Below are 24,480 nucleotides of genomic sequence, written 5' to 3'. Positions count from 1 at the left end.
ATAACGAAATCACTCTTTTAAATGCTACTAATTTAAATTCAATAATCATATGCTAACAAATCAAATTCAAGAATTAAAACATTTAGCCCACGAGCTGTTATATCTGGGTGTAAATGATTCACCTATATATGCAGATTCACTCTGCCAACAGAACAAAGAAGTGCTGCAAAAAGCAAATGTTTTGTTCACAGCTCAAGCCTCTACCGATGAAGAAGAAGCACTCCTTTGCCTCGCTTTGTTGATGGGATATAACGCTCTTATCTATACCAATGATATAGAAACCCGAAAGCAAACAATTCTGGAGCGCTCATGGAAAGTATTGGAAAAACTCTCTCCTTCTCTTTTGAAATGTCAACTACTGACTTACTGTTATGGTGAAGTATTTGATGACGAACTGGCAGCAAAAGCTCATGCTATAATAGACGGTTGGGGGAAAAGAGAGTTAACAGCGGAGGAACAAGAGATTGTAGATACACTGACAAATCTGGAAAAATATCCTTATCCATGGAGTGAAGTCACCGAATAAGTATCTACAATAATAAGAAAATGGCACAACAACAGAATTAATAGTTTTTTGAAGGCATATAGTACTGTTATTCAATCTCAGTACTGTATTTTCCCGAAAGGGAAACAGGGAGTTGGTCTGATGTGAATCACGCCAGTTTCTTAATATTATTGTTTGTTTGTGTTTCCCCCTTCTGACCAGGCGTGGCCAGTAAAGGGGGAATTTTTTATTCACTTCTGTATGGTATTTCACCACAGAGTAACACAGAGTTCCACAGAGTTTAAATCTTTATTGAAACTCAGATTAACGCAGATTTTCGCAAAGGGAAACAAATCTAAGATAAAGAAATACAGTCTTTTAATCTGTGTTTATCTGTGTTAATCCGCGTTTCATCAGATAAATAATACTCTGTGCTACTCTGTAGTGAGTTTTGCTCATATCTATTCAATTATAAATCAAATCTATCTCAAACTCAGTTTTTTATATTTTTTCATTGTATATTTGTAACAACTTTATATATCACAACACGATTTCATATTAGCAACCTAAATAACCAAGGTCTAATTAAACATTTATATACCATGAGAAAACTAAAAATGACCCTGCTGTGCAGCCTGTTTCTGATAACCACAGCTTACGCACAAAAACAATTTACGTTGACTTCACCCAACGGACGTATCAGTACAACTATTAACATTGGCGAAAAAATCACCTATGACATTACACATGATGGACAATCCGTCCTGTCCCCCTCCCCCATTTCATTAATGTTAAGTGATGGAGAAGTATGGGGTGATAATGCCAAACTATCCAAAAGCAACAAACGAAACGTGAATGAAACAATCCTTTCACCATTCTACAAGAAAGATAAAATCCAGGATACATATAACGAATTGAAACTGACATTTAAAAAACAATGGGGATTGGAGTTTCGTGCATACGACGATGGAATAGCTTATCGTTTTATCAATCAACGGAAGAAGCCATTCAATATCCAAAGTGAAGAGGTCAACTACCAATTTAACGATGATGCCATGGCTACAGTGCCCTACGTAAGACCCGGAAAAGATGGAGATTATGAGTCTCAGTTTATGAATTCATTTGAGAATGCTTATACCACCGACCGGCTTTCAAAACTAAACAAAGGAAGAATGATGTTTCTGCCGTTGGTAGTTGAAGTAGGAAACGGTAAAAAGATCTGTATCACAGAATCGGATCTGGAAAGTTACCCCGGACTCTATCTGACTAATGCAAACGGTAATAACAGCCTGACCGGTAAGCAAGCGCAATATCCTAAAGTTACCAAACAGGGTGGGCACAACATGCTACAAATGCAAGTACAACAACGCGAACACTATATAGCCAAAGTGAATGGTCCACGAACATTCCCTTGGCGCATAGCGCTCCTCTCTACTACAGACAAAGATTTGGCAAACAGTGACATGACTTACAAATTAGGAGCAGTCTCACGAGTGGCTGATATCTCATGGATCAAACCCGGTAAAGTGGCATGGGACTGGTGGAATAATTGGAACATTGACGGAGTAGACTTCGTATCCGGAATCAACAATGCAACTTATAAATATTACATAGACTTTGCAGCAGCACATGGTATTGAGTATGTTATTCTCGATGAGGGCTGGGCAGTAAACCTGAAAGCTGACCTGATGCAGGTTGTGAAAGAAATCGACATCAAAGAACTGGTAGATTATGGTGCGAAAAAGAACGTAGGTATCATCCTATGGGCAGGTTTTCACGCATTCAACCGGGATATGGAGAATATCTGTAAACACTATGCCGATATCGGTGTGAAAGGATTCAAGGTAGACTTTATGGATCGTGATGATCAGGAAATGGTAGACTTTAACTACCGTGCTGCTGAAACCTGTGCAAAACACAAACTGATACTCGACCTGCATGGCACATACAAACCTGCCGGAATGAACCGCACATATCCCAATGTTCTGAACTTTGAAGGAGTGCACGGACTGGAACAGATGAAATGGAGCCCTGCTGTAGACCAGATGAAGTATGATGTCATTATTCCTTTCATCCGCCAAGTGGCAGGACCAATGGATTATACGCAAGGTGCCATGCGCAATGCGGCAAAAGGTAACTATTATCCTTGCAATTCAGAACCAATGAGTCAGGGTACAAGATGTCATCAATTGGCCATGTACATCATACTGGAATCTCCGTTCAACATGCTTTGCGATGCACCAAGCAACTACATGCGCGAACCGGAATCACTGGATTTTATTGCAAACGTACCTACCGTATGGGACGAAAGTATCACTCTTGATGGCAAGATCGGCGAATATATAGTAACAGCCCGCAGACACGGCAATACCTGGTATGTGGGTGGAATGACTAATTGGGATGCACGCGATATAGAAGTCGATTTATCATTCTTAAAAGAAAAAGGAAAAACAGTTACCCTGTTTAAAGATGGTATAAACGCACATCGCAGCGGACGGGATTATAAAAAAGAAAACATCAAGTTGAATGATAAAGATAAAGTGAAAATACATCTCGCACCCGGAGGTGGATTTGCAATGAAAATAGAATAAGGGATCAAATAAAAATCTTTGTTAGTGTTATTTTTAACACTTTTGACAAACCAGTTTTTTATTGCTTAAAAGTACGTACTTTTATACTATAAGAATACGTATTTAAGACGCTGTTAATATGCATTTTAACAATGTATTAAATACGTATTTTTATGGAACAAAATAAATAAGTAGGATTTATAGTGTCCCTATTCTTATTTATAAGTCATTACATCAGATTACTTGCCAATTCACTCAACTGGCTACGTTCACCTTTCACCAAATTGACATGGGCAAAGATATTTTGCTCTTTCATACGATCAATCATATAAACTAATCCATTGGATTGGCTGTCCAGGTAAGGCTGGTCGATTTGCTGGATATCTCCGGTAAACACCATCTTAGTACCTTCGCCCGCACGGGTAATGATCGTTTTTATTTCGTGAGGAGTAAGATTCTGAGCTTCATCAATGATGCAATAAGTTTCACTCAGACTACGCCCACGAATAAATGCCAACGCTTCAATAACCAATTGCTCGCTTTTCTGCATATCTTCCAGACGTTTCACTTCAGTGGAATTAGCTGCAAACTGGCGTTTGATTACATTCAGATTATCAAATAAAGGCTGCATATAAGGAGCGACTTTCTCCTTTGCATCACCCGGCAAAAAGCCCAGATCTTTATTGGAAAGAGCCACAATAGGACGTGCCAATAAAATCTGCTTATAATCAATCAGATTGCCTAAGGCAGCAGCTAATGCTAAAAGAGTTTTACCAGTACCGGCCTTACCTGTCAAAGCAACCAGTTTCACATTGGGATCATTCAATATTTCAAAAGCAAAACTTTGTTCGGCATTGCGAGGTTCAATTCCATAATTCTTCGTTTTATTGACCCGGCAAATAGTATGGGTAAAAGGATTGTAACGGGCAAGTACACTACTACGATCACTTTTCAATATAAAGCACTCGTTAGGACGAATAATATTTTTAAAATCAAACTCGTTGATATCCAGTCCTTCCCGGGCAGAATAGATCTGATCGATCAGCGTAGGATCAATTCCCTCAAATACTTCATTGGACTTCTCAAAGATATCTACATTCACCACTTTGTCAGTAATGTAATCTTCACAAATCACACCAATAGAACGGGCTTTCATACGTAGATTGACATCCTTAGTCACCAGTATAGTCTTCATATTAGTATGCTTGTGCGCCAGATAGTCTGCTACGGCCAGAATCTGATGATCGGGCTTACGCGAAGGAAAAGAATCACGTACAGCCGGAGAATCGACTTCACCCGTAATAACAAACAAACGTCCCAGCCCCTCTCCCAATGAGGCACCACTCGTGAAAAGATTATCATCTGTAATCAAATCGAGTTCTCTGACAAATTCGCGGGCATTATAATTAATCTGTTCATTCCCTTTCTTGAACTTATCCAGTTCTTCAATCACTACGATGGGGAGATAAATATCATTCTCTTGGAAATTCTTCAAGCAATTGTAGTCGTGAAGGATAACATTTGTGTCAAGCACAAAATTTTTCTTAGTTCCCATACTCTTCTTAGATTTAAAATGTTGATATTTGCAATCCGTTAAAGCAATCAGTCACTACGATGAAGGATTGTGGCACCTAAGATAAGAAATAAAAGGGCAATAAAGATTTCTTGCCAGTTAAATATTATAAAAGATGGACTATCAGAACACTTTAACGTACTTATATGAGAGTGTACCCATGTTCCAGCAAATAGGAAGCGGAGCATATAAAGAAGGACTGGAAAACACTAAAATATTAGATGAATACTTCGGACATCCTCATCGTGAATACCGTACCATTCATGTAGGAGGAACGAACGGTAAAGGCTCCTGCTCCCATACGCTTGCCGCTATTTTTCAAGAAGCAGGCTATCGGGTGGGGCTTTATACTTCTCCTCACCTTGTCGATTTTCGCGAACGTATCCGTATCAACGGAGAGATGATGCCTGAAGAATATGTTATAAACTTCGTAGAAAAACACCGGTCTTTCTTTGAACCGCTCCATCCCTCCTTTTTCGAATTGACTACGGTTATGGCTTTCCGTTACTTTGCCGATGAAAAGGTGGATGTAGCAATCATTGAAGTGGGACTGGGAGGACGACTCGACTGTACCAATATCATTGCTCCGGATCTATGTATCATTACTAATATCAGCTTTGACCATACACAGTTTCTGGGTAATACACTGGCAAAGATTGCAGGAGAAAAGGCGGGAATTATTAAAAAGGAAATCCCGGTAATAATTGGAGAAGCGACAGAAGAAACCCGACCGGTATTTGTTGAAAAAGCGACAGAAATGAATGCTCCCATCGTATTTGCAGAAGATAATACACTTGTCTTAAATGCGAACTCTCAAAGTAATATGCTGGTATACGAAACTCAGGAGTATCCCCGTTTAGAGGGAGAACTTGGAGGATGTTATCAGATAAAAAACACCAATACAATACTGCATGCTTTAAAAGAACTGAAAGCTTTGGGATATCGGATTGAAGAGCAAAGTGTTCGTAATGGGTTTTCTCATGTCAATGAATTGACAGGACTAATGGGGCGATGGCAGCAATTAAGTGATGCTCCCTTATTAATATGCGACACGGGGCACAATATCGGCGGAATTACGTATATCACCCAACAAATAAAATCGATCCCTTACCACCATCTGCACATTGTAATAGGTATGGTAAATGACAAAGACATTCGCGGTGTATTAAGTCTGTTGCCTCAGGAAGCGAGTTATTATTTCACAAAAGCAAGTGTAAAACGAGCCTTGCCGGAAGGAGAATTGCAAAGTATAGCCAATGAATTTGGCCTGAAAGGTACTACCTATCCGTCAGTGGAGAGCGCCGTACGTGCAGCACAAGAAAAAAGCCTCCCCAAAGACTTTATCTTTGTAGGAGGCAGTAGTTTTATTGTTGCAGATTTATTAGCGAGCCGCAATGCACTCAATCTCAACTAAGGCATCTTTCGGCAAAGCTTTCACAGCCACAGCAGAACGGGCCGGGAAGTCTCCGTTGAAATAAGTTGCATATACGCCATTCATACCGGCAAACAAAGACATATCCTGCAGAAATACAGTCGTTTTGACAATGTCCGCCATTGTCAGTCCGGCTGTTTCCAGGATGTGCTTAATATTTTCTAAAGACTGGCGAGCCTGTGCCTCCACTCCTTCCGGCATTACTCCGGTAGTAGCATCAATAGGCAGCTGTCCTGATACAAACACCATACCATTGGCTTCAATAGCCTGACTGTAGGGTCCGATTGCTCCCGGAGCCTTTTCACTACAAATTACTTTCTTCATTCTGTTCTCTATTTTATTATTAATGATGTATCAATGTGTCAATTAGTACACATGGTTAACCAATAAACCGGTGTATCCTGCTCATTGACACGTTATTTTACGCTTCGAAGATAGTAAAAAAAAGACTCTGATAAAAATTCTAAGAAAAAAAGCAGAAGCCAATGCAGTATTCTGCATACCTCCGTATTTATTATATAGTTATACAAGAGAAAATACAAGACTAACTTTAAGGAACTAAAACCTAAGCTTGACTAAGTAAGGAGATGAGAGAGAGAGAGTGTTTTTATAAAAATCTCCAAAAAGAAGCCCCTATCCAACTGCGTGGACAGGGGCTTCGCCATTTCTGTGAAATTTTTTAGTGAGTTTTTGAGTTGATGAGTTTTTGAGTTGGTAAGTTGATGAGCTTTTAATACATCCTTTCTATACATATAGTTATCATATGAGGATTTACTATGAGAACTCAAAAACTTACCAACTTAAAACCTATTTACAGTGTTTTTTTATCAATTCATCCACATTGGCATCACCCAGTTCCTTTGCTTTGGCAAAGTTGGCACAAGCCTCTTCCTGCTTTTTCAGTTGTATCAGGCAAATTCCTTTCAAACGATAAGCTTCAGCATATTTAGGATCAATTGCTAATACCTCATCCAGCACTTTTAGCGCTTCCTCATAACGTCCCACACGTAAATTTATTACTGCCTGTTCAGCACGATAAGTCAACTCTTTCGGATTGAGTTCAATAGCTTTAGCAATATCATCCAGAGCACGCTGATACTGACGGGCTTTAAATTCCGCCTGCTCACGGTAATAATAGAATACGTCATTCACCTGGCCATCCACTGCTTTGAAATAAGTGTCATAATCAAGCATTGCCGAACGATATTCTCCTGCATTCATATTCATCTGGGCACGCTCCAACACATAAGGAGCATTATCTGCGGAAATCGGCTGTGGACAATGTGCTACACAGCTATCCATCACAGCAAGCACTGCTTTCGGATCGGCATTCATTAATTCCATCGTTTTAGCAGCACTGAAGAAGGTAGCAGGGGACGCAAGATTGGTACGGTTCACTTTTTCGTAACTAACCAATGCTGCCGGATAATCTTGCTTTGCAAACTGAATATCTCCTTCCAACTGTACATAAACAGACAAAGAATCAATAGCCAATGCCTTATGAACATACTCTAAAGCCTTGTCATACGTCCAATCTTTATATACTTTCTCAGGTTTACCAAGTTGATAACTATAAATCTGTTTTGCCATATTATAGTACACATCATCTTTCTTCTGCGCTACTTTTAAGGCTTGCTCCATATCGGCCGCCGCTTTATCAAACGCAGCATCATCCTTTGCATTAAAAACAGTTGTTGAAGCCCGGCGAAGATATCCATCCGGACTGTTCGGAAACTGCTTCACAAAATCATCCAATAAAGACATATATACTTCGGGAGTAGATTGTGAAGAAGCCATATACAAATACACAAGTGCCTGTTCTTCTGTTTCAGGTAGTCCTTTTTTGATACCAATATTGCGCAAAGTAAGATCACCGAGAGACAGTGCACTAATGCTTTGAGACATGGCGAAAGCGGCTCCGGCAGCATAACAGATGTTGGTAGTATCCTTGCCGGATGACTTCTGTGCAAGCCCGAACACCTGACCATCCGTCGTAGCCACAGGACAGCTCACCATCTTGTCTTTCAAACGCATATCAAGCGTATAATAATTATAATTCTCTCCTACCTTAGTCACCTTTTGTACTTTTCCCGATGTACATGTACGATCTTTCTGAGTAGAATACGGTAGCAGATACACCTCTGCCCCTACAGCAGGAGCAGTAGTAGCTATTACCAGCGCAGGAACTTTCTTCTCAGTGATAGCCACGCGAAATTTGATCACATCATACATATCATCTGCTCCAAGAATGGCATTTACCGGCATCTGTTTTCCTTCAAAGTTAACAATAACGGCACGTTCCGCTCCTTTGAAAAGAGAATAATCCGACAGGGCTATACCATCTTCAGTAACGAAGAAGCCATTTCCGGTATTGAGTATTTTATCGTTCTTGTCGTAAGTCACTACAGAAAATACAGCACGTTTAGCTTTTTCCACCCACTTAGGGGCTTGTGCCATACTCCATTGTACCGACATACAAATAAGTATTAAAGGTAACAGAATCTTTTTCATAAATTAAAAATTAAAAAGTTAGTAGTTAGTAGCTGGCAGTTAAAAGTTAGTAGTTAGTAGTTAGAAGCTGGTAGCTGGAATCCATTCGGTTTAAAAGTTATCACGCTGCATAGATTCTGACTACTGACTACTAAATTCTAACTACTAGGTCACTGTGACGTTGTTTCACAGCCTCATATATCAAAATGCCGGCAGCCACAGATACGTTAAGTGACTCAATACTACCCAACATCGGAATCTTCACCCATTCGTCACAGAGTGCAAGATTCTCATAAGATACTCCCTTGTCTTCGGCCCCCATAATGATACATGTCGGAGTAGTATAATCGGCTTTCGTATAGTCATAATCTCCTTTCTCGGTGGCAGCCACAATATGAAAGCCACTATCTTTGAGGAACTGTAAAGTACTCTTCAAACTTTGTTCACGGCAAACAGGTAGAGTATGCAAAGCTCCTGCAGAAGTTTTCACTGCATCTGCATTTACCGTCACACTACCCCGGGCCGGAATGATAACAGCATCTACCGCAGCACACTCACAGGTACGGGCTATAGCTCCAAAATTACGGACATCCGTTATACCATCCAGCATAACAAATAACGGATTCTTACCCTGTTCAAACAAAAAAGGTACAAGAGCTTCCGTCTTCTGATAAGTCACAGAAGAGATAAATGCTACTACTCCCTGATGATTCTTACGGGTAATGCGGTTGATACGCTCTACCGGAACACGCTGCACCGGAATAAGCATACCTTTCAAGGCTGCAAACAACTCTTTTGACAAATCACTCTGGATATCTTTCTTTACCAGAATTTTATCAATCTCTTTACCTGCTTGTATAGCCTCTATTACGGCACGGACACCGAAAATCATTTCACTTTGATCAATCATCTTATTTATTTACTATTTAACTATATACAATTTACTATAAAAAAATACTCTCTATTTGCGATTCTTCCATTTCTACATTTACTCTTCCTGCCTTACGCAGCTAGATCGTAAATAGTAAATCATCAAATCGTAAATCCTAATAACGCTTTTGCATTACTCAACGCTGCCTCCGTCAAAGTAGCACCGCTCAGCATATGTGCTATTTCTTCCACCCGTTCTTCATCAGTAAGACGACGAATGTGGCTATTTGTCTCAGTATCACTATCACGCTTATACACCTTATAATGTGCACATCCACGGGAAGCGATCTGCGGCAAATGGGTGATACTTATCACTTGTCTTTCCTGCTCTCCCATCTCCTGCATAATGTCTGCCATGCGATCAGCAATCTCACCGGAAACACCGGTATCTATTTCGTCAAACACAATGGTAGGGAGTTTTACTGCTCCGGCTATCATTGCCTTAACAGATAACATGACGCGAGCGATCTCACCACCGGAAGCTACAGACGAGATGTTTTGTAATGCACTGTTCTTATTGGCAGAGAAAAGAAAGTTAACCGTATCCTCCCCCTGCAATCCGGGTTCTTTACGTACCCCCATCTCTACCTGAAACCGTACATTAGGCATACCTAACGGTATCAATCTGGAAGCCATCTGCTTCTCTACTTCACGGGCGGCAGCAACACGAGCCTTTGTTAGAACCCCCGCTTGTTTTTTCACTTTATTATACAGGATATCTCTTTCGGCTGTCAGAGCAGCAATACGATCGTCAAACGAAGTGATAGCCGACAATTTCTCTTTATATCCCTCCGTCAATCCTATTAATTCTTCAACAGTCTGCACACGATGCTTTTGCTGCAAAGAATAGATCAGATTCAAACGGTCATTAACTTCGTCCAGACGAATAGGATTAAATTCTATATTTTCACTCTGGGCGCTAATTTCATCTACTATGTCTTTCAGCTCAATGAAGCTACTATACATACGTTCTGCAAGTTCTGTTGCAGGTGAATACACCTTTTGCAAAGCTGAAAGAGAACCTGAACTTTCTTTTAATGCAGCCAGTAAACCACCTTCATCGGAAGTAAAGTTCTGTTCAATACGGTATAATCCAGCCTTTATTTCTTCGGCATGGCTCAACGTTTCCGACTCTTGTTCCAGCTCTTCTTGCTCACCCTCGACAAGATGTGCCTCTTCAAGTTGTTCAAGCTGAAAACGAATATAGTCTTCATCTTCCTTACTTTGTCCGGCCAACGTTATTAATTCGTCAAGCTCTTTATCCAGATGTTTCCAGTCTGTATAAAGCCGATGATAAGTACTCAACGCATCATCATTGTGTGCCAAAATGTCAAGTACGTTAAGTTGAAAACCTTCCTTATTCAATAATAAGTTCTGATGCTGGGAATGCACATCAATCAGCTGTTCGCCCAATTCTTTCATTTGTGTCAACGAAGCCGGAGTATCGTTAATGAAAGCCCTGCTCTTGCCCGACGCCTGCACTTCACGACGAAGAATACATTCGTCCTCAAACTCCAGTTCATTCTCTTCAAAAAAAGATTTCATACCATAGGAAGAAACATCAAAACGAGCTTCTATAATACACTTAGATGCCCCCTGACGGATAGCCTTCACATCAGCCCGCTGCCCTAATAGCAGACCAATAGCCCCCAGTATAATAGACTTTCCGGCACCGGTTTCACCCGTGATGACAGAAAATCCTGTATCGAAGTGGATATCCAACTTCTCTATTAAGGCGTAATTCTGAATATACAGTGAACGTAGCATATATAATAATGTGCCAATATACCAATTAATCAATGTGCCAATTGGCTGCGCACATAATTTTATTAATTATTTAATTATTTAATTATTTAAATCTCTCTAATTCTTTAGTCTCTTTTCATTAACCACATTAGCATAACCGGCACATTATTTTGATTTTATTTTGTCCCATACACTGTTTTGCGAAGGATTAATATTTGAAAGAATCTGATATACCTGTTCCCGTTCATTCTGGGCTGCAGGCGATTTTCCACCATAAATATTGACCAGTTCGTCTTTCTTTATTTCGGTAAATATTACTGGCAATGAAGACATCGGTTTAGTATCACGCGCCTGTTTCAATCCGGCAAGCGAAGCAGTAATAGTTGCACGTGCACGAGTGGCATTGGTTACCATTTCATCCATTCCCTTTCGATGGTACTCGTACATCATCTGACGAAGTGGACTCATACCCTCATCCAGATAGTCGGAAACAATAGCGTAGCGGTTACGACTGTCATCAAAAGCCTTCCATCCTTTTTCATTCAGAGACTGTGCGGCAGTCACTACATTTTCAGCAGCACGAAAAAGCTCTGTTCCGCCTTTTGGTGACATAGTATCCATATCCAGGCCAATCATCAGATAAGCATAATAGGCAATAACAGCAGTGAGATTATTATCTATCAGATTATCACGCAACTCCAACGGATCAAATTCACGATAATTGAACTCTACATTATTATCCTTGAAAGTAAACACGGTAGACTGATAACCAGACTGATACACCGGACGGGTAGATTGTACTATAAGTTCACATGTCCAGCGACCTTCATTCTCATTATATCCTTTCACAGTAAGATTCATAGAACAACGAATGCGTTCATTAATCTCGTACTGTGCTTGTGTCCAGTGGCGTTCATTGATAAATTCGGTCAGTGCGGTTTCAAGTGTTTTGAATACCTGTACATTCGTTCCCTGCACCTGAGCATGGTTGACAGTCACTTTACAATCAAGTTCCTGGGCAGAAAGAAACAAAGGAAACAACCATACCACGGAAGCACTCAATATCTTCCACATTACACCACACCTTATGTTCCGTATCCCCCCTGTATACTTCATTGCAATTCCTCCACCAAACGATTAATTATATCTTGTGCAACCTCCGACTTCGACTTTAACGGATAATCCGTATGCCCTTGCCGGTCAATAATACTGATTTTATTTGTATCATACCGAAATCCCGCTCCGGAATCATTCAGAGAATTAAGCACGATAAAGTCGAAATTCTTCCGTTCCAACTTACTCTGGGCATTGTGTTGCTCGTCATTTGTTTCAAGTGCAAAGCCTATCAATTTCTGCTTTGATGTTTTAACCTGCCCCAACATAGCAGCAATATCCTGCGTAGGCTTAAGACGGAGCGTCAGATCATCTTTCTCTCGCTTTATTTTATAACCGGCTGTCGTTTCCGGTGTAAAATCTGCTACAGCAGCACAAAGAATACCGGCATCTGCCTGCTGAAAATACAATTGCGCCTGATTGGCCATCTCTGCAGCAGTTTCCACATCAACGCGATGAATACACGGATGGGATGTCTGTAAACACACTGGCCCAGTAACCAATGTCACTTCTGCACCTCGTCCGGCACACGCTTCGGCAAGTGCAAAACCCATCTTTCCGGAAGAGTAATTACCAATAAAACGTACCGGATCTATCTTTTCATAAGTAGGACCGGCAGTGATCAATATCTTTTTCCCTGCCAGATCACCACTGGCCGAAAAATAAGCAGCAAGAACACGAATAATATTTTCGGGCTCTTCCATACGTCCCTTCCCCACAAGATGGCTTGCCAGAAAGCCCGTACCGGGTTCTATAATATGATTGCCATACGAACGTAAAATATCCAGATTCTTTTGAGTGGAAGGATGAGCATACATATCGAGATCCATTGCCGGTGCCACAAAAACAGGCGCTTTGGCAGATAGATAAGTAGTAATCAGCATATTGTCGGCAATTCCATTTGCCATTTTACCGATAGTAGCAGCAGTGGCGGGGGCTATCAGCATAGCGTCAGCCCAAAGACCAAGATCCACATGACTATTCCATGTACCGTCCCGCTGTGCAAAAAAATCACTGATAACAGGCTTGCTTGTTAATGCCGATAGTGTAATAGGAGTAACAAATTCCTTCCCTGCAGGAGTAATAACGACCTGCACTTCAGCACCCAGCTTTATAAGCCCCCGAATGATATAACAGGCTTTGTAAGCAGCAATACTACCAGTGATCCCAAGAATTATTTTTTTACCTTTCAACTTTGTAATTTTTGATTAATGAACTATAACTTAGTTAGTGCGCTATACATCGCATGCCATAAATCATAATTTATAACTCATATTACTCATTTCTCTCAGCCTGATTTTTGTCAGCATCGCTTTGGTATTGAGTGTAAAGTCACTATTCAGAATCCAGCTGTAATATCCAGGATCTTTCTTCAAAACTTCTGTCACGGACTGACCTTTATACTTACCGAAATTGAAAACCTCTACTCCGTTATCATCATACACCATACGTCCGGCAAAATCTACATTCTTGTTGAAGCTGGAGTAATCTGCCAGAAATGCAATGTCATTCTGTAATTCTTCCGAATAACGGTCAAGTTGCGCTTTCAAGACCTCATAGGTTGCACGTGTATCGGCCTCGGCAGTATGTGCATCTTCCAAGCTTTTCTCACAATAAAACTTATAGGCAGCAGAAAGTGTACGCTGTTCCATCTTATGGAAAATGACCTGAACATCTACAAACTTACGTTTACTAATGTCTATATCGACTCCTGCACGTAAAAACTCTTCTACAAGCACAGGTACATCAAAACGATTAGAGTTAAATCCTGCCAGATCGCAACCTTCAATATCATTGGCTATATTTTTTGCTACTTCCTTAAAAGTAGGGCAATCTGCCACATCTGCATCATAAATCCCATGTACGGCAGAAGAAGCTTCAGGAATATGCATCTCAGGATTAATACGCATAGTTTTAGTCTCTTCATTTCCATTTGGATATACCTTGAGATAACAAATTTCTACGATCCGGTCTGCATTGATGTTTGTACCCGTCGTTTCAAGATCGAAGAAAACGATAGGATTCTTAAGGTTTAATTTCATATTCTGTTTAAAGTCTTTATCTGTTAAAAATCGAAAACCCTTGTTTAGTTGAAAATTGAGAGTTGAAAATTAGCTGCGCTATCATACCGCATAGCAATTTTCAACTCTCAACTTTCAATTTTCAACTGAATCAATCGTTCAGCATCATCGGCATGAGCAACATCAACAGGTCTTCGTTCTCTTCCTGCTCTACAGGAACAACCACACCGGCACGCGATGGATCTGCCAATTCAATAACAACCTCTTCTGCCGAAATATTGTTGAGAATATCAATCAGGAACGTTGATTTAAAACCAATACTCATCGGAGCACCTGCATATTGGCATACCTGAGTTTCTTCTGCTGAAGTAGAAAAATCAATATCCTGTGCGGAAATTACTATTTCGTTCTCCTGGATACGGAGTTTTATCAAACTACTGGCCTGTGACGAGAAGATTGACACACGACGCAAAGCACCTATCAACTGCTGACGGTCTACAGTCACCTTGTGCGGATTATTCTGCGGAATTACCGAGTTATAGTTAGGATAACGGCCTTCGATAAGACGACATACCATACGATAACTTTCGAGTGTGAAAACAGCATTGCGTTCGTCAAACTCAATCACCACCATACCGTTTTCTTTTGGCAGCAGATTCTTGAGCAAAGTGGCAGGTTTCTTTGGCAAAATAAAGGCTGCACGTTCATTACCACGGGCAGCGAGTGTTTTACAACGTACCAATTTATGACCATCCGAAGCAACCATTGTGATATCTTCAGTAGTAATATCAAAATAAATACCATTCATCACAGGTCGCAATTCATCATCAGCAGTAGCAAATACACTGCGATTAATGCCACCCAGTAATATATCTGCACTCATTTCTACCCGAACGGCACTATCACCCAACGTGGCAGACTGAGGAAATTCATCGGCATTCTGCCCCACAAGGCTGTATTTTCCATTCTGATACTGCACAGTAATTTCAAGAGTTTCGGTGTTTATATCGAACGTTAACGGCTGTTCGGGTATCTCCTTCAAAGCATCAAGCAATGTCTTGCTAGCCACTGCAAAGCGACCATTCATATCACTTTCGTTGACCTCGACAGAGGTTACCATCGTCGTTTCACTATCAGAAACGGTCACAGACAACGTTCCGTCTTCCAGTTCGAAGAGGAAACAATCTAAAATAGGCAGCGCATTTTTTGAGTTTATCACACGGCTAATAGCCTGTAAATGGCTGAAAAGCGCAGTACTAGAAACGATAAATTTCATATATTTCCGAATGTTTAATTTTTAATTTTATCAATGCACAAAGTTACAAAAAAAGATTGGGGTGCACCAACAAAACAAAAGAAAAAACACCGGGTTGTGCTTTAGATATCCCTAAAAAATTGTAACTTCGCCGCAGAATTTAAATTTATCGCAATGGAATTTACAGGAAAAATTATCGCTATACTCCAGCCCAGAGGCGGAGTTTCTAAGACTGGGAACGAATGGAAATCGCAGGAATATGTTATTGAAAACCACGACCAGTACCCACGTAAAATGTGTTTTGACGTATTTGGTGCTGACAAAATAGAACAGTTCAATATCCAGATGGGCGAAGAGCTTACCGTATCCTTCGACGTCGATGCACGTCAATGGCAAGATCGTTGGTTCAACAGTATCCGTGCATGGAAAGTGGAACGCATAGCAGCAGGTGCACCCATGGCTCCGGGAGCTCCAGTTCCTCCTCCTGCTCCAACAGCAGCGCCAGAGTTTATTGCAGGTGACGCAAAGGATGATCTGCCATTTTAAGAAAACAGAACATAAAACACAGGTTACGCTAACCACGCCAAACAGGTATAGTGATAAAGCTTACGTCCAGCTTATACTGGTATACTGATGTACACCGATTAGCGTAACTTGTGCATTTTTTCCAAACCCATCTCTTCTTCCTCCACAAAGAATAGCGCAATCGGGAATTAGACTAAATATAACCGACTTTCATTCTGACTGAAGCATTTTCTTCAAATTTTCTTTTTCTTAGAAATCTTAATATTATGTTACAGGGGCATATTTTACATTTCACAGTGAAGTGTCTTATCCACCGCCCTTCCACAATGATACCTAAGCCCATAAAAAGACAGAAATATCTGGTTCAGATCGCTTTTGGATAGACCTGCCTGGTTCAAACACGATTGCAACCAATCCTCTCTATATCATTCCCCTTTATACTGTAAAACTACATTCGGATAAATCTGCCCATCCATACTCGTAAATTGGGCGGAAAGAACAAAATGACGGAAAAAGTCAGGATTACGGAAGAAAAAACCCGGAACAAGCCGAACGTAACTTTCAGGCTGAGCAAACATATTCTCCAAATCGGCAACAAGCATAAAATTATACACATCAGATAAACCGGATACACTCTCCTGATATGCCGGCAACTCTTCCAACACTTCTTTCTTATCCAAATGACCTATATAGCAGGAAAGACTCTCAGAATCGGGAGCTAACAATAATCGTCCATCATACAAACATGCATAAACATACAATGAAGGTTGCGTCACACCTGTTAGTTGGGCAAACAATGTGTTACGCGGGAGCACATAAAGGGTATATGCACGGTTGGGAGTATAACAAAAAGTTACAGGAGGCACAGAAGGAGCATCTTCCTCCTTTGGAGTATTATCTATCAGCGATTTCAGCATTCGTTCGGCCTGCACCATATCATCAACAGGCAGACTTGCTACGGCAGCCGGAAAAGCAAGAGTGTCATTACGGTGAAAAAGGCAAGTCATTATATCATGCTTACCATTCTCTTTCAGATAAAACAATAATGCCTCATCACGCGCACTGATATAATCGGAATAAGTGGCTGTAGCATACTCCTGCCCGCTTGTAAAATCAAACATTGCCTGTAAGTCACTTACCGAGCGCTGACTGAAAAAGAAAGTGGACACCGGAAGAATAGCCCCCGGAAAACCTTCCAGTGGCTGTTGCTGGCGCAACATGTTCATGAACGTCAGACATGTATCCGTATCGTGGCTGATACCCGAGAAATAAATAGCATCTCCATTGAGCTTCATATCAAACTCTGTCCAGCCGCCAAGATCCGTATGCGAACGGATACCATCAGTCATTTTACCCATATCCAGTGATTCCATCCGGGCATAAATCGTGGCAGCCACATTACTTTTTTTAGCCGCATGTATCTTAGAAAAAGAATCATCTTTGAGCAACGACTTACCTGACAAACGGGCATCAATCACCTGCTCTATCAATTTCTTCTGATAACTGACAGCCAAAAAACCGGAAGTAACATAACAAGCCAGAAAATCATCGCCCGGCAAGGGATAGATACGTATTTCTTCTCCTTTATAATCAAACAATTTAGAAGGGAATGTACTCGAACAATATTTTTTGATGAATTTTTCCACCAATTCATAATCTCCCGAACCAAGAGCACAATAGAGCACCTGATTACGATCGTTATCCGGTTCATGAAAACTAAGTAACATTTTGCTCATCTGCCTGCTCAACCCATGCGGAGTATCCTCGAGAAGCGTATAAAGATGCAGTTTAAGATAAGAGAAAATTTTAGAAATATACAAATAATTATTATCCCGACTACAGTTCAGTTCATTAATTTCCTGCACCAGGGCACACATGTCATCTGTCTCAAAAACAACCGTTGCCGTAGGTGGCACAAGTGCATAAAGCTCAAAGTCCTCCTTATTTTCTGCTGCCGACAACTTGAAAAATGAGAACACAACAAAACCTGTACACAAAAGCGCAACAGAAGTGGTAATTGCTATTTTGACGAAGGTACGAAGTTTCATAATATTGCTTCTTTTACCGACTGCAGGCAAAAATAAGGATTTCCGTTAAAGAATCAAAACTTTTGCGAAAATATTTCTAATCCATCCGATGCAAAGTACACATGAGGAGGCAGTTGTCTCTCAACTTCCGCCTGAAGCCCGATGTGATGGCTCATATGAATGAAATAAGTTTCTTTAGCTCCAATCCTCCGCGCAGTGTCAAGGGCTTCTGCCAGGTTCTGATGCGTTGGATGAGGAGCAATCCGCAGCGCATTTACCACCAGAACATCAAGCTGGCGTAATTGTTCATAAGATACATCAGGCATTGTCAGCATATCAGTAATATACCCTATATTCCCAATGCGATACCCCAGAATAGGAAGCCTGCCGTGCATTACACGCAAAGGGGTTATCGGGATATGATTAATCAAGAAAGTACGATTTTCTTCAATCTCCTGCAACGGAATATTGGGAACTCCGGGATAACTATGATCCACAAAACAGTAAGGCATACGGGTACGCAGACGTTCCGCCGTATGTGGCTCAGCATAAATAGGTACTTCACCAAAACGGCAAAAAGGCCGCAAATCATCCAAACCACCTACATGATCGTAATGTTCGTGAGTGATAAGTACTCCATCTATCTTCTTAAAGGGAAGTCCGAGCACCTGAGTCCGGAAATCCGGGCCACAATCAATAAGTATACGCGTATCGTCTGTTTCAATAAGAGCAGAAGCACGCAGTCGGTGATCACGAGGATCAGAAGAAGTGCAGACAGGACAAGTACAACCTATCTCAGGCACTCCTGTAGAAGTACCGCTTCCTAATATTGTTATCTTCATGAGTTATAATTTATGATTAATGAACTATGAGCTGCATAGCATAATTCATTAAACAAAGTTTACTTCCGGATGAATGTCAATCCCGAACTTTTCGCGTACGGAAGCCCGTACCGCATCTGAAAGCGCAATAATGTCACTACCTTTCGCACCGCCACAATTCACTAACACCAATGCTTGCCGGTCATGTACAGCAGCCGGCCCTAATGCCTTTCCCTTCCAGCCACACTGGTCTATCATCCATCCGGCAGGAATTTTCACCCTTCCGTCTGCCAATTCATAGAATGGCATACGCGGATATTCCTGTTGCAAAGCTTCAAATTGCTTTCGGGGAACAATAGGATTCATAAAGAAGCTACCGGCATTACCCATTACTTTCGGATCGGGCAATTTACTCTTACGAATATCGATAATCACACGGCGTACTGTTGGCAATGTCACCACCGGATACTTCTCCAACTCCTGACGAATTGTGCCATAGTCCAATGTATAATGCTCTTGTTTACTCAGACAGAAACATACATGAGTAACGAAAACATCTTTCATTTCCGCACGCTTAAAGATACTATTACGATAAGCATACTGGCATTCATCTACGCTATAAACACGCTGCTCCCCTTCTATGTTCATTGTCACCACAGCCGTAATCAGGTCTTTTACCTCTACACCATAAGCCCCGATATTCTGCACAGCACTTGCCCCCACTTCACCGGGAATCAATGAAAGATTTTCGGCTCCATACCATCCCCTGGAAACACATTCGGCAACAAAATCATCCCACTGTACACCGGCACCTACCCGTACCCGTACTTCCTGCTCATTCTCATCGAGAATTTCCAGTCCATCAATGAGGGAATGAAGAATTGTACCCGGATAATCTTTGGTAAAAAGCAAATTACTTCCACCACCAATATGTAAATAGGGTTTAACAATCAGCCCCTGAAGTATCAGTTCACGGAGTTCATCCACAGAAGAATATTCCAATAAACAGGCGGCTTTCACATCAATGCCAAATGTATTGTGAGATAAAAGAGAGCAATTTTCTTGTTTCATAATTTAACCGATTATTCAATATAATAAAAGAATATACTGACTGGTCAGAATATTCCTCTTATCTGTTGTGCCGCAAAATTAATGAAATTATTCTTTCTTTTGCCTTGATACAAAAGAAAGACAGAATAACCACACAAAATATTAAGTTCAAAACTGATGGAAAGGGACTAAATAGCTTTGTGTTTTCTACGGCAGTTTGATGCAAATCTGATTAGTAACAAAGATTATGGCATATTTTTCTGTGCCGGAAGTATCCCTAAACGGCATCATTACCGTTATACGGTGTTGTACTTTGGTTTTCTTAGAAAGGAACATTCCTTTTCCCGGTGCGCAGTCTTGTTTTACATGTACATGTAAAGCTGCATGAGATGTGCATGTCGTACTGTCCCACATGCACATGTCGTACTGCTTTACATGTACATCTAAAACAACGTTACACACCGAGGCTTCATACGTTACTCTACGAGAGGGGGCTTTATCAATACCGGAGAAAGGGATGGATAGTAATGGCAGACAACATTTAGCATAAACGGATCAGAAATAAGGGAAATTCACCACAGAGTAACACAGAGTTCCACAGAGTAGTATCTATCTGATGGAACGCGGATTAAAAGACTGTAGTTATTTACCATCTATTTGTTTCCCTTTGCGAAAAACTACGTTCATCTACGTTTTGGCGATGTAGCATCGCCTGTCGCACCTCCCTGTACGGGAAGCACTCAAATACTTACATCCTCAAACTTATACAACTCCCACTCTCCACTATTTTCTTTCCTTTTGAAATAGAGAATATTAGAAAGTCCATTTCCTATCCCCTTCAAGGCGAGAACCTTGGTGGAAGAATTATCAGTATTCTTTTGTCCGTAATTAATATTCGACAACCGATCGGCAGGTAATGTCGGTTTGAAGGCAAACCACTGGTTAAGATCAAGTGTTGTTTCCAAAACAGAGAAGTCATCGTCCGGATCGGTAGTTACAAACATCAAAGGTTGACGTACACGGCGACATTGAAAAAGACTATCCGTTGCAAAACGTCCGAAGAACTCTACAAAATCCTCAGTATCCCCTTTCTCTACAGGACGCAGATTGATAGCTTCCAGCATCCATGCCCCCTTCACCCGCTCGAAGTAATATTTCTTCACCATATGAGTACGAATAAAGATCCACTCTACCTGCACGGAAGTGAGCGCAGTATCCCCTACCAGGTCCATATCTTCCTCGCTATCAAAAAGTAAAGTGTAATAACTCTGCTTCGTAAACAGATCATCATGTTTCCAGTACTTCTTTTCAATTTTTGAAGGTTCATCTCCGTTATAATAAGCCAACGGAAACTTTACGCGCTGCTGTTGCAACTCGTCATCGGAAGCAAAATTATAAATAAAGTCATCGAATGATTCGTCAGCCTCTATCGGCTTCGGTTCCTCTGATGGCTTCGACTGGTGGAGCGTATCGGCTCTGTGAAGAGCCGAATCCACCTCATTTGTAAGTGATGCGAAGGGGTCAAGATTCGCCCTCTTATTTCCACAGGAAGCAAGAAGAGCGAGGACAACAGCCCCCGCAATAAGTTTTTTCATTATTTCAGTTTAGCTCTTAATTTCTCAAGCATATCCACCGTCATACTTTCCAAATCATAAGCCGGTTTCCATCCCCACTCTTCACGAGCGCAGGTATCATCCAAGCTATCAGGCCAGCTATCGGCAATACGCTGTTTCAAAGGATCTACCTGATAGATCATTTTGAAATCGGGCACATGCTTACGAATAGCTTCGTAAATTGCCTCCGGATCAAAACTCATGGAAGCAATATTGAAAGCATTACGGTGAACCAGTTTCTCCGGATCAGCCTCCATCAGCGAGATAGCAGCATTCAAAGCATCCGGCATATACATCATATCCATCAACGTACCTTTGGCGATGGGACATACAAAAGTTTCACCCTTCACGGCAGAATAATATATATCAACAGCATAATCCGTTGTTCCTCCCCCCGGAGGGGTCACATTGGAAATAATTCCAGGGAAACGAACAGCACGGGTATCTACTCCGTATTTATTATGGTAATAGTCACTCAATAACTCAGTGGTCACTTTGGAAATGCCATACATCGTACGTGGACGCTGAATGGTGTCCTGTGGCGTTTTCGTGTGTGGCGTATCTGCTCCGAACGAACCGATAGAACTCGGTGTAAACACGGCACATCCATGGATACGAGCTGTTTCAAGTACATTCCACAAACCATCGATACCTATTTTCCAGGCAAGCTTTGGTTTAGATTCAGCTACAACAGACAACAAGGCCGCAAGGTTGTATATTGTGTCAATATTATATTCTTTTACTACGGACTCAATCATTTCGGCGTTCGTTACATCAACTACTGCCGCGGGACCCGATTCTTTCAATTCTCCTTTAGGTTCTGCACCGGGAATATATCCGGCTACAACGTTCTCATTTCCATAGCGATTACGCAGTTCCATCGTGAGCTCCGAACCAATCTGTCCGGTAGCTCCAATTACCAAAATATTTTTCATTCTTCCAACTTATAGAGTATATTAAGCTAAATGGTGCGCAAAGTAAGCACTTTTTTTTCACTTTTATAGCAAATAGTCATTGTAATTTGGAGAAAAATAATGTCCTTTGCATAGAAACTAAAACTCCAAACGCTATGTACGGTAAAATGAAAGAACACCTCAGCAATACACTTGCTGAAATTAAAGAAGCCGGACTCTATAAAGAAGAACGACTCATTGAAAGTGCACAACAAGCAGCGATCACTGTAAAAGGAAAAGAAGTATTGAACTTTTGTGCTAATAACTATCTGGGACTCTCCAATAATCCCCGTCTGATAGAGGGAGCAAAGAAGATGATGGACCGCCGCGGATATGGTATGTCATCCGTCCGTTTTATCTGCGGAACCCAGGATATTCACAAAGAACTGGAAGCTGCAATCTCTGACTATTTCCAGACAGAAGATACAATCTTATATGCCGCTTGTTTTGATGCCAACGGCGGTGTTTTCGAACCATTATTCACAGAAGAGGACGCCATCATTTCGGATTCACTGAATCATGCTTCTATTATAGACGGTGTACGCCTCTGTAAAGCTAAACGTTATCGCTATGCCAATGCTAATATGGAGGAACTGGAAAAGTGTCTTCAGGAAGCTCAGGCACAACGGTTCCGCATTATAGTGACAGACGGTGTGTTCTCAATGGATGGCAATGTGGCCCCTATGGATAAGATCTGTGATCTCGCCGAGAAATACGACGCACTGGTTATGGTAGATGAATCTCACTCAGCCGGCGTGGTAGGTGCAACCGGTCACGGTGTAAGTGAACTGTACAAGACCTACGGACGTGTGGACATTTATACCGGTACATTAGGCAAAGCTTTTGGTGGTGCACTGGGTGGATTTACCACTGGACGTAAGGAGATTATCGACCTGTTGCGCCAACGCAGCCGCCCCTATCTGTTCTCTAACTCATTGGCTCCGGGCATTATCGGTGCAAGCCTTGAAGTATTCAAAATGCTGAAAGAGAGTAATGCACTGCACGATAAGCTGGTAGAGAACGTCAACTACTTCCGCGACAAAATGATGGCTGCCGGATTTGATATAAAACCGACGCAGAGTGCAATCTGTGCCGTTATGCTGTATGATGCCAAACTTTCTCAGGACTATGCTGCCCGCATGCTCGAGGAGGGTATCTATGTGACAGGGTTCTACTATCCGGTAGTTCCGAAAGAACAGGCACGCATTCGCGTACAAATTTCTGCCGGACATGACAAAGAACACCTGGACAAGTGTATCAATGCCTTCATCAAAGTAGGCAAAGAACTTGGGGTGCTGAAATGATCTTTAAATAAGTAATTAAGAGTAGTCAAGTAGTAAGTAGTTGAGTAGTAAGTAGACGATAGCCCCGTTTCTGCGATCATACACTCAATCACTATCTTCTACTTACTACTTGACTACTTACTACTTACTACTATCAAAATACATTATGGAAGAACTTACACTCACAACGCCTGCCCTACTCTTTTCGGCAGTTTCACTTATCCTATTAGCATACACGAATCGTTTTCTGTCGTATGCCCAGTTGGTACGTCAATTGCGTGATCGTTATATGGAAAATCCTACTGACATCACCGTTGCACAAATAGAGAATCTACGCAAACGACTCAACCTGACCCGTACTATGCAAGGGCTGGGCATTGCAAGTCTGTTCTTTTGCGTTGTCAGCATGTTTCTTATCTATATCGGACTGCAGTTACTATCTGCCTATGTGTTCGGACTGGCACTACTCTTGCTGATAGCTTCATTGGGAGTTTCTTTCCGGGAGATACAAATATCTACCCGTTCACTGGAGATCTATCTGAGCACAATGGAGAAAAAGATAAATTGACCAAAGTATGAACCGGTAGCGGTTTT

20 protein-coding genes are annotated in these 24,480 nt (G+C 41.3%); 6 read left to right on the top strand and 14 right to left on the bottom strand.

Annotated features, from left to right (window positions below):
• The first annotated feature begins 49 nt into the window (after nucleotides 1–49).
• Both ACESQI_RS10550 and ACESQI_RS10545 read left to right on the top strand, forming a co-directional pair.
• Nucleotides 50–526: a UpxZ family transcription anti-terminator antagonist gene (locus tag ACESQI_RS10550; RefSeq protein WP_373126027.1), complete on the top strand. Its 477-nt coding sequence runs from the start codon at nucleotides 50–52 to the stop codon at nucleotides 524–526.
• A gap of 560 nt (nucleotides 527–1,086) precedes the next feature.
• The gene (locus tag ACESQI_RS10545; RefSeq protein ID WP_373126026.1) at nucleotides 1,087–3,075 is read left to right on the top strand and encodes a glycoside hydrolase family 97 protein; all 1,989 of its coding nucleotides are present in this window, start codon (nucleotides 1,087–1,089) and stop codon (nucleotides 3,073–3,075) included.
• A 208-nt stretch (nucleotides 3,076–3,283) separates the two neighbouring features.
• Here ACESQI_RS10545 and ACESQI_RS10540 read toward each other — a convergent pair whose 3' ends face one another.
• Nucleotides 3,284–4,609, bottom strand: coding sequence for a PhoH family protein (locus tag ACESQI_RS10540; RefSeq protein WP_195661082.1), 1,326 nt, complete (start codon nucleotides 4,607–4,609; stop codon nucleotides 3,284–3,286).
• A 133-nt stretch (nucleotides 4,610–4,742) separates the two neighbouring features.
• Between ACESQI_RS10540 and ACESQI_RS10535 the strand changes: the two genes are divergently transcribed.
• On the top strand, nucleotides 4,743–6,041 hold the full coding sequence (locus tag ACESQI_RS10535; protein WP_373126024.1) for a folylpolyglutamate synthase/dihydrofolate synthase family protein: 1,299 nt from the start codon (nucleotides 4,743–4,745) through the stop codon (nucleotides 6,039–6,041).
• Here the strand turns inward: ACESQI_RS10535 and ACESQI_RS10530 are convergent.
• From ACESQI_RS10530 to dnaN, 8 genes are all read right to left on the bottom strand, one after another.
• On the bottom strand, nucleotides 6,009–6,383 hold the full coding sequence (locus tag ACESQI_RS10530; RefSeq protein WP_002561524.1) for a RidA family protein: 375 nt from the start codon (nucleotides 6,381–6,383) through the stop codon (nucleotides 6,009–6,011). The genes ACESQI_RS10535 and ACESQI_RS10530 overlap by 33 nt on opposite strands.
• A 483-nt stretch (nucleotides 6,384–6,866) precedes the next feature.
• Nucleotides 6,867–8,570 carry a serine protease gene (locus tag ACESQI_RS10525; RefSeq protein WP_025867606.1) on the bottom strand — a complete coding sequence of 568 codons (1,704 nt, stop codon included), beginning with the start codon at nucleotides 8,568–8,570 and terminating at the stop codon, nucleotides 6,867–6,869.
• Between the two features lie 130 nt (nucleotides 8,571–8,700).
• Entirely contained in the window at nucleotides 8,701–9,459 is a 759-nt protein-coding gene (gene rlmB, locus ACESQI_RS10520) for a 23S rRNA (guanosine(2251)-2'-O)-methyltransferase RlmB (protein WP_373126022.1), read from the bottom strand.
• 122 nt (nucleotides 9,460–9,581) lie between these two features.
• Nucleotides 9,582–11,246 carry a DNA repair protein RecN gene (gene recN / locus ACESQI_RS10515; RefSeq protein ID WP_002561521.1) on the bottom strand — a complete coding sequence of 555 codons (1,665 nt, stop codon included), beginning with the start codon at nucleotides 11,244–11,246 and terminating at the stop codon, nucleotides 9,582–9,584.
• 144 nt (nucleotides 11,247–11,390) lie between these two features.
• The gene (locus tag ACESQI_RS10510; RefSeq protein ID WP_007486805.1) at nucleotides 11,391–12,299 is read right to left on the bottom strand and encodes a DUF4835 family protein; all 909 of its coding nucleotides are present in this window, start codon (nucleotides 12,297–12,299) and stop codon (nucleotides 11,391–11,393) included.
• Between the two features lie 38 nt (nucleotides 12,300–12,337).
• Nucleotides 12,338–13,531 (bottom strand): bifunctional phosphopantothenoylcysteine decarboxylase/phosphopantothenate--cysteine ligase CoaBC, encoded by a 1,194-nt coding sequence (gene coaBC / locus ACESQI_RS10505; RefSeq protein WP_373126020.1) that lies wholly within the window; start codon nucleotides 13,529–13,531, stop codon nucleotides 12,338–12,340.
• 63 nt (nucleotides 13,532–13,594) lie between these two features.
• Nucleotides 13,595–14,380 carry a 3'-5' exonuclease gene (locus ACESQI_RS10500; RefSeq protein ID WP_002561518.1) on the bottom strand — a complete coding sequence of 262 codons (786 nt, stop codon included), beginning with the start codon at nucleotides 14,378–14,380 and terminating at the stop codon, nucleotides 13,595–13,597.
• A gap of 130 nt (nucleotides 14,381–14,510) precedes the next feature.
• Nucleotides 14,511–15,635, bottom strand: a complete 1,125-nt coding sequence (gene dnaN, locus ACESQI_RS10495) for a DNA polymerase III subunit beta (protein WP_002561517.1) — start codon at nucleotides 15,633–15,635, stop codon at nucleotides 14,511–14,513.
• Nucleotides 15,636–15,788: 153 nt separating this feature from the next.
• On the opposite strand from dnaN, the gene ACESQI_RS10490 reads away from it, so the two are divergent.
• The gene (locus tag ACESQI_RS10490; protein WP_002561516.1) at nucleotides 15,789–16,160 is read left to right on the top strand and encodes a DUF3127 domain-containing protein; all 372 of its coding nucleotides are present in this window, start codon (nucleotides 15,789–15,791) and stop codon (nucleotides 16,158–16,160) included.
• A 404-nt stretch (nucleotides 16,161–16,564) separates the two neighbouring features.
• On the opposite strand, the gene ACESQI_RS10485 is transcribed toward ACESQI_RS10490, so the two are convergent.
• The 5 genes from ACESQI_RS10485 to ACESQI_RS10465 form a co-directional block, all read right to left on the bottom strand.
• Nucleotides 16,565–18,187, bottom strand: coding sequence for a DUF3352 domain-containing protein (locus ACESQI_RS10485; RefSeq protein WP_002561515.1), 1,623 nt, complete (start codon nucleotides 18,185–18,187; stop codon nucleotides 16,565–16,567).
• A gap of 53 nt (nucleotides 18,188–18,240) precedes the next feature.
• Entirely contained in the window at nucleotides 18,241–19,008 is a 768-nt protein-coding gene (locus tag ACESQI_RS10480) for an MBL fold metallo-hydrolase (protein WP_002561514.1), read from the bottom strand.
• A gap of 48 nt (nucleotides 19,009–19,056) precedes the next feature.
• Nucleotides 19,057–20,058: a UDP-N-acetylmuramate dehydrogenase gene (gene murB / locus ACESQI_RS10475; RefSeq protein WP_320970799.1), complete on the bottom strand. Its 1,002-nt coding sequence runs from the start codon at nucleotides 20,056–20,058 to the stop codon at nucleotides 19,057–19,059.
• Nucleotides 20,059–20,777: 719 nt separating this feature from the next.
• Nucleotides 20,778–21,632 carry a DUF4348 domain-containing protein gene (locus ACESQI_RS10470; protein WP_007486796.1) on the bottom strand — a complete coding sequence of 285 codons (855 nt, stop codon included), beginning with the start codon at nucleotides 21,630–21,632 and terminating at the stop codon, nucleotides 20,778–20,780.
• Nucleotides 21,632–22,585, bottom strand: a complete 954-nt coding sequence (locus ACESQI_RS10465; RefSeq protein WP_007486795.1) for an NAD-dependent epimerase/dehydratase family protein — start codon at nucleotides 22,583–22,585, stop codon at nucleotides 21,632–21,634. Before ACESQI_RS10465 ends, ACESQI_RS10470 begins: the two co-directional genes overlap by 1 nt.
• Nucleotides 22,586–22,719: 134 nt before the next feature.
• Here ACESQI_RS10465 and kbl point away from each other — a divergent pair, with 134 nt between their 5' ends.
• Nucleotides 22,720–23,907 (top strand): glycine C-acetyltransferase, encoded by a 1,188-nt coding sequence (kbl, locus tag ACESQI_RS10460; RefSeq protein WP_007486794.1) that lies wholly within the window; start codon nucleotides 22,720–22,722, stop codon nucleotides 23,905–23,907.
• Between the two features lie 145 nt (nucleotides 23,908–24,052).
• Complete coding sequence (locus ACESQI_RS10455) at nucleotides 24,053–24,454, top strand: DUF2721 domain-containing protein (RefSeq protein ID WP_002561509.1); 402 nt, start codon at nucleotides 24,053–24,055, stop codon at nucleotides 24,452–24,454.
• Nucleotides 24,455–24,480 lie beyond the last annotated feature (26 nt).

The sequence above is a fragment of the Bacteroides sp. HPS0048 genome (genome assembly GCF_964240755.1).
GTDB classification, from domain to species: Bacteria; Bacteroidota; Bacteroidia; order Bacteroidales; family Bacteroidaceae; genus Bacteroides; species Bacteroides nordii.
The sequence above is the reverse complement of the archived record's forward strand: the minus strand, read 5'-3'. Positions and strand labels throughout refer to the sequence as shown.

Excerpts from the sequence above, each read along its gene's own strand:
- ACESQI_RS10550 (WP_373126027.1), top strand. The coding sequence starts at position 50 with ATGCTAACAAATCAAATTCAAGAATTAAAACATTTAGCCCACGAGCTG.
- ACESQI_RS10545 (WP_373126026.1), top strand. The coding sequence starts at position 1,087 with ATGAGAAAACTAAAAATGACCCTGCTGTGCAGCCTGTTTCTGATAACC.
- ACESQI_RS10540 (WP_195661082.1), bottom strand. The coding sequence starts at position 4,609 with ATGGGAACTAAGAAAAATTTTGTGCTTGACACAAATGTTATCCTTCAC.
- ACESQI_RS10535 (WP_373126024.1), top strand. The coding sequence starts at position 4,743 with ATGGACTATCAGAACACTTTAACGTACTTATATGAGAGTGTACCCATG.
- ACESQI_RS10530 (WP_002561524.1), bottom strand. The coding sequence starts at position 6,383 with ATGAAGAAAGTAATTTGTAGTGAAAAGGCTCCGGGAGCAATCGGACCC.
- ACESQI_RS10525 (WP_025867606.1), bottom strand. The coding sequence starts at position 8,570 with ATGAAAAAGATTCTGTTACCTTTAATACTTATTTGTATGTCGGTACAA.
- rlmB (WP_373126022.1), bottom strand. The coding sequence starts at position 9,459 with ATGATTGATCAAAGTGAAATGATTTTCGGTGTCCGTGCCGTAATAGAG.
- recN (WP_002561521.1), bottom strand. The coding sequence starts at position 11,246 with ATGCTACGTTCACTGTATATTCAGAATTACGCCTTAATAGAGAAGTTG.
- ACESQI_RS10510 (WP_007486805.1), bottom strand. The coding sequence starts at position 12,299 with ATGTGGAAGATATTGAGTGCTTCCGTGGTATGGTTGTTTCCTTTGTTT.
- ACESQI_RS10500 (WP_002561518.1), bottom strand. The coding sequence starts at position 14,380 with ATGAAATTAAACCTTAAGAATCCTATCGTTTTCTTCGATCTTGAAACG.
- dnaN (WP_002561517.1), bottom strand. The coding sequence starts at position 15,635 with ATGAAATTTATCGTTTCTAGTACTGCGCTTTTCAGCCATTTACAGGCT.
- ACESQI_RS10490 (WP_002561516.1), top strand. The coding sequence starts at position 15,789 with ATGGAATTTACAGGAAAAATTATCGCTATACTCCAGCCCAGAGGCGGA.
- ACESQI_RS10485 (WP_002561515.1), bottom strand. The coding sequence starts at position 18,187 with ATGAAACTTCGTACCTTCGTCAAAATAGCAATTACCACTTCTGTTGCG.
- ACESQI_RS10480 (WP_002561514.1), bottom strand. The coding sequence starts at position 19,008 with ATGAAGATAACAATATTAGGAAGCGGTACTTCTACAGGAGTGCCTGAG.
- murB (WP_320970799.1), bottom strand. The coding sequence starts at position 20,058 with ATGAAACAAGAAAATTGCTCTCTTTTATCTCACAATACATTTGGCATT.
- ACESQI_RS10470 (WP_007486796.1), bottom strand. The coding sequence starts at position 21,632 with ATGAAAAAACTTATTGCGGGGGCTGTTGTCCTCGCTCTTCTTGCTTCC.
- ACESQI_RS10465 (WP_007486795.1), bottom strand. The coding sequence starts at position 22,585 with ATGAAAAATATTTTGGTAATTGGAGCTACCGGACAGATTGGTTCGGAG.
- kbl (WP_007486794.1), top strand. The coding sequence starts at position 22,720 with ATGTACGGTAAAATGAAAGAACACCTCAGCAATACACTTGCTGAAATT.
- ACESQI_RS10455 (WP_002561509.1), top strand. The coding sequence starts at position 24,053 with ATGGAAGAACTTACACTCACAACGCCTGCCCTACTCTTTTCGGCAGTT.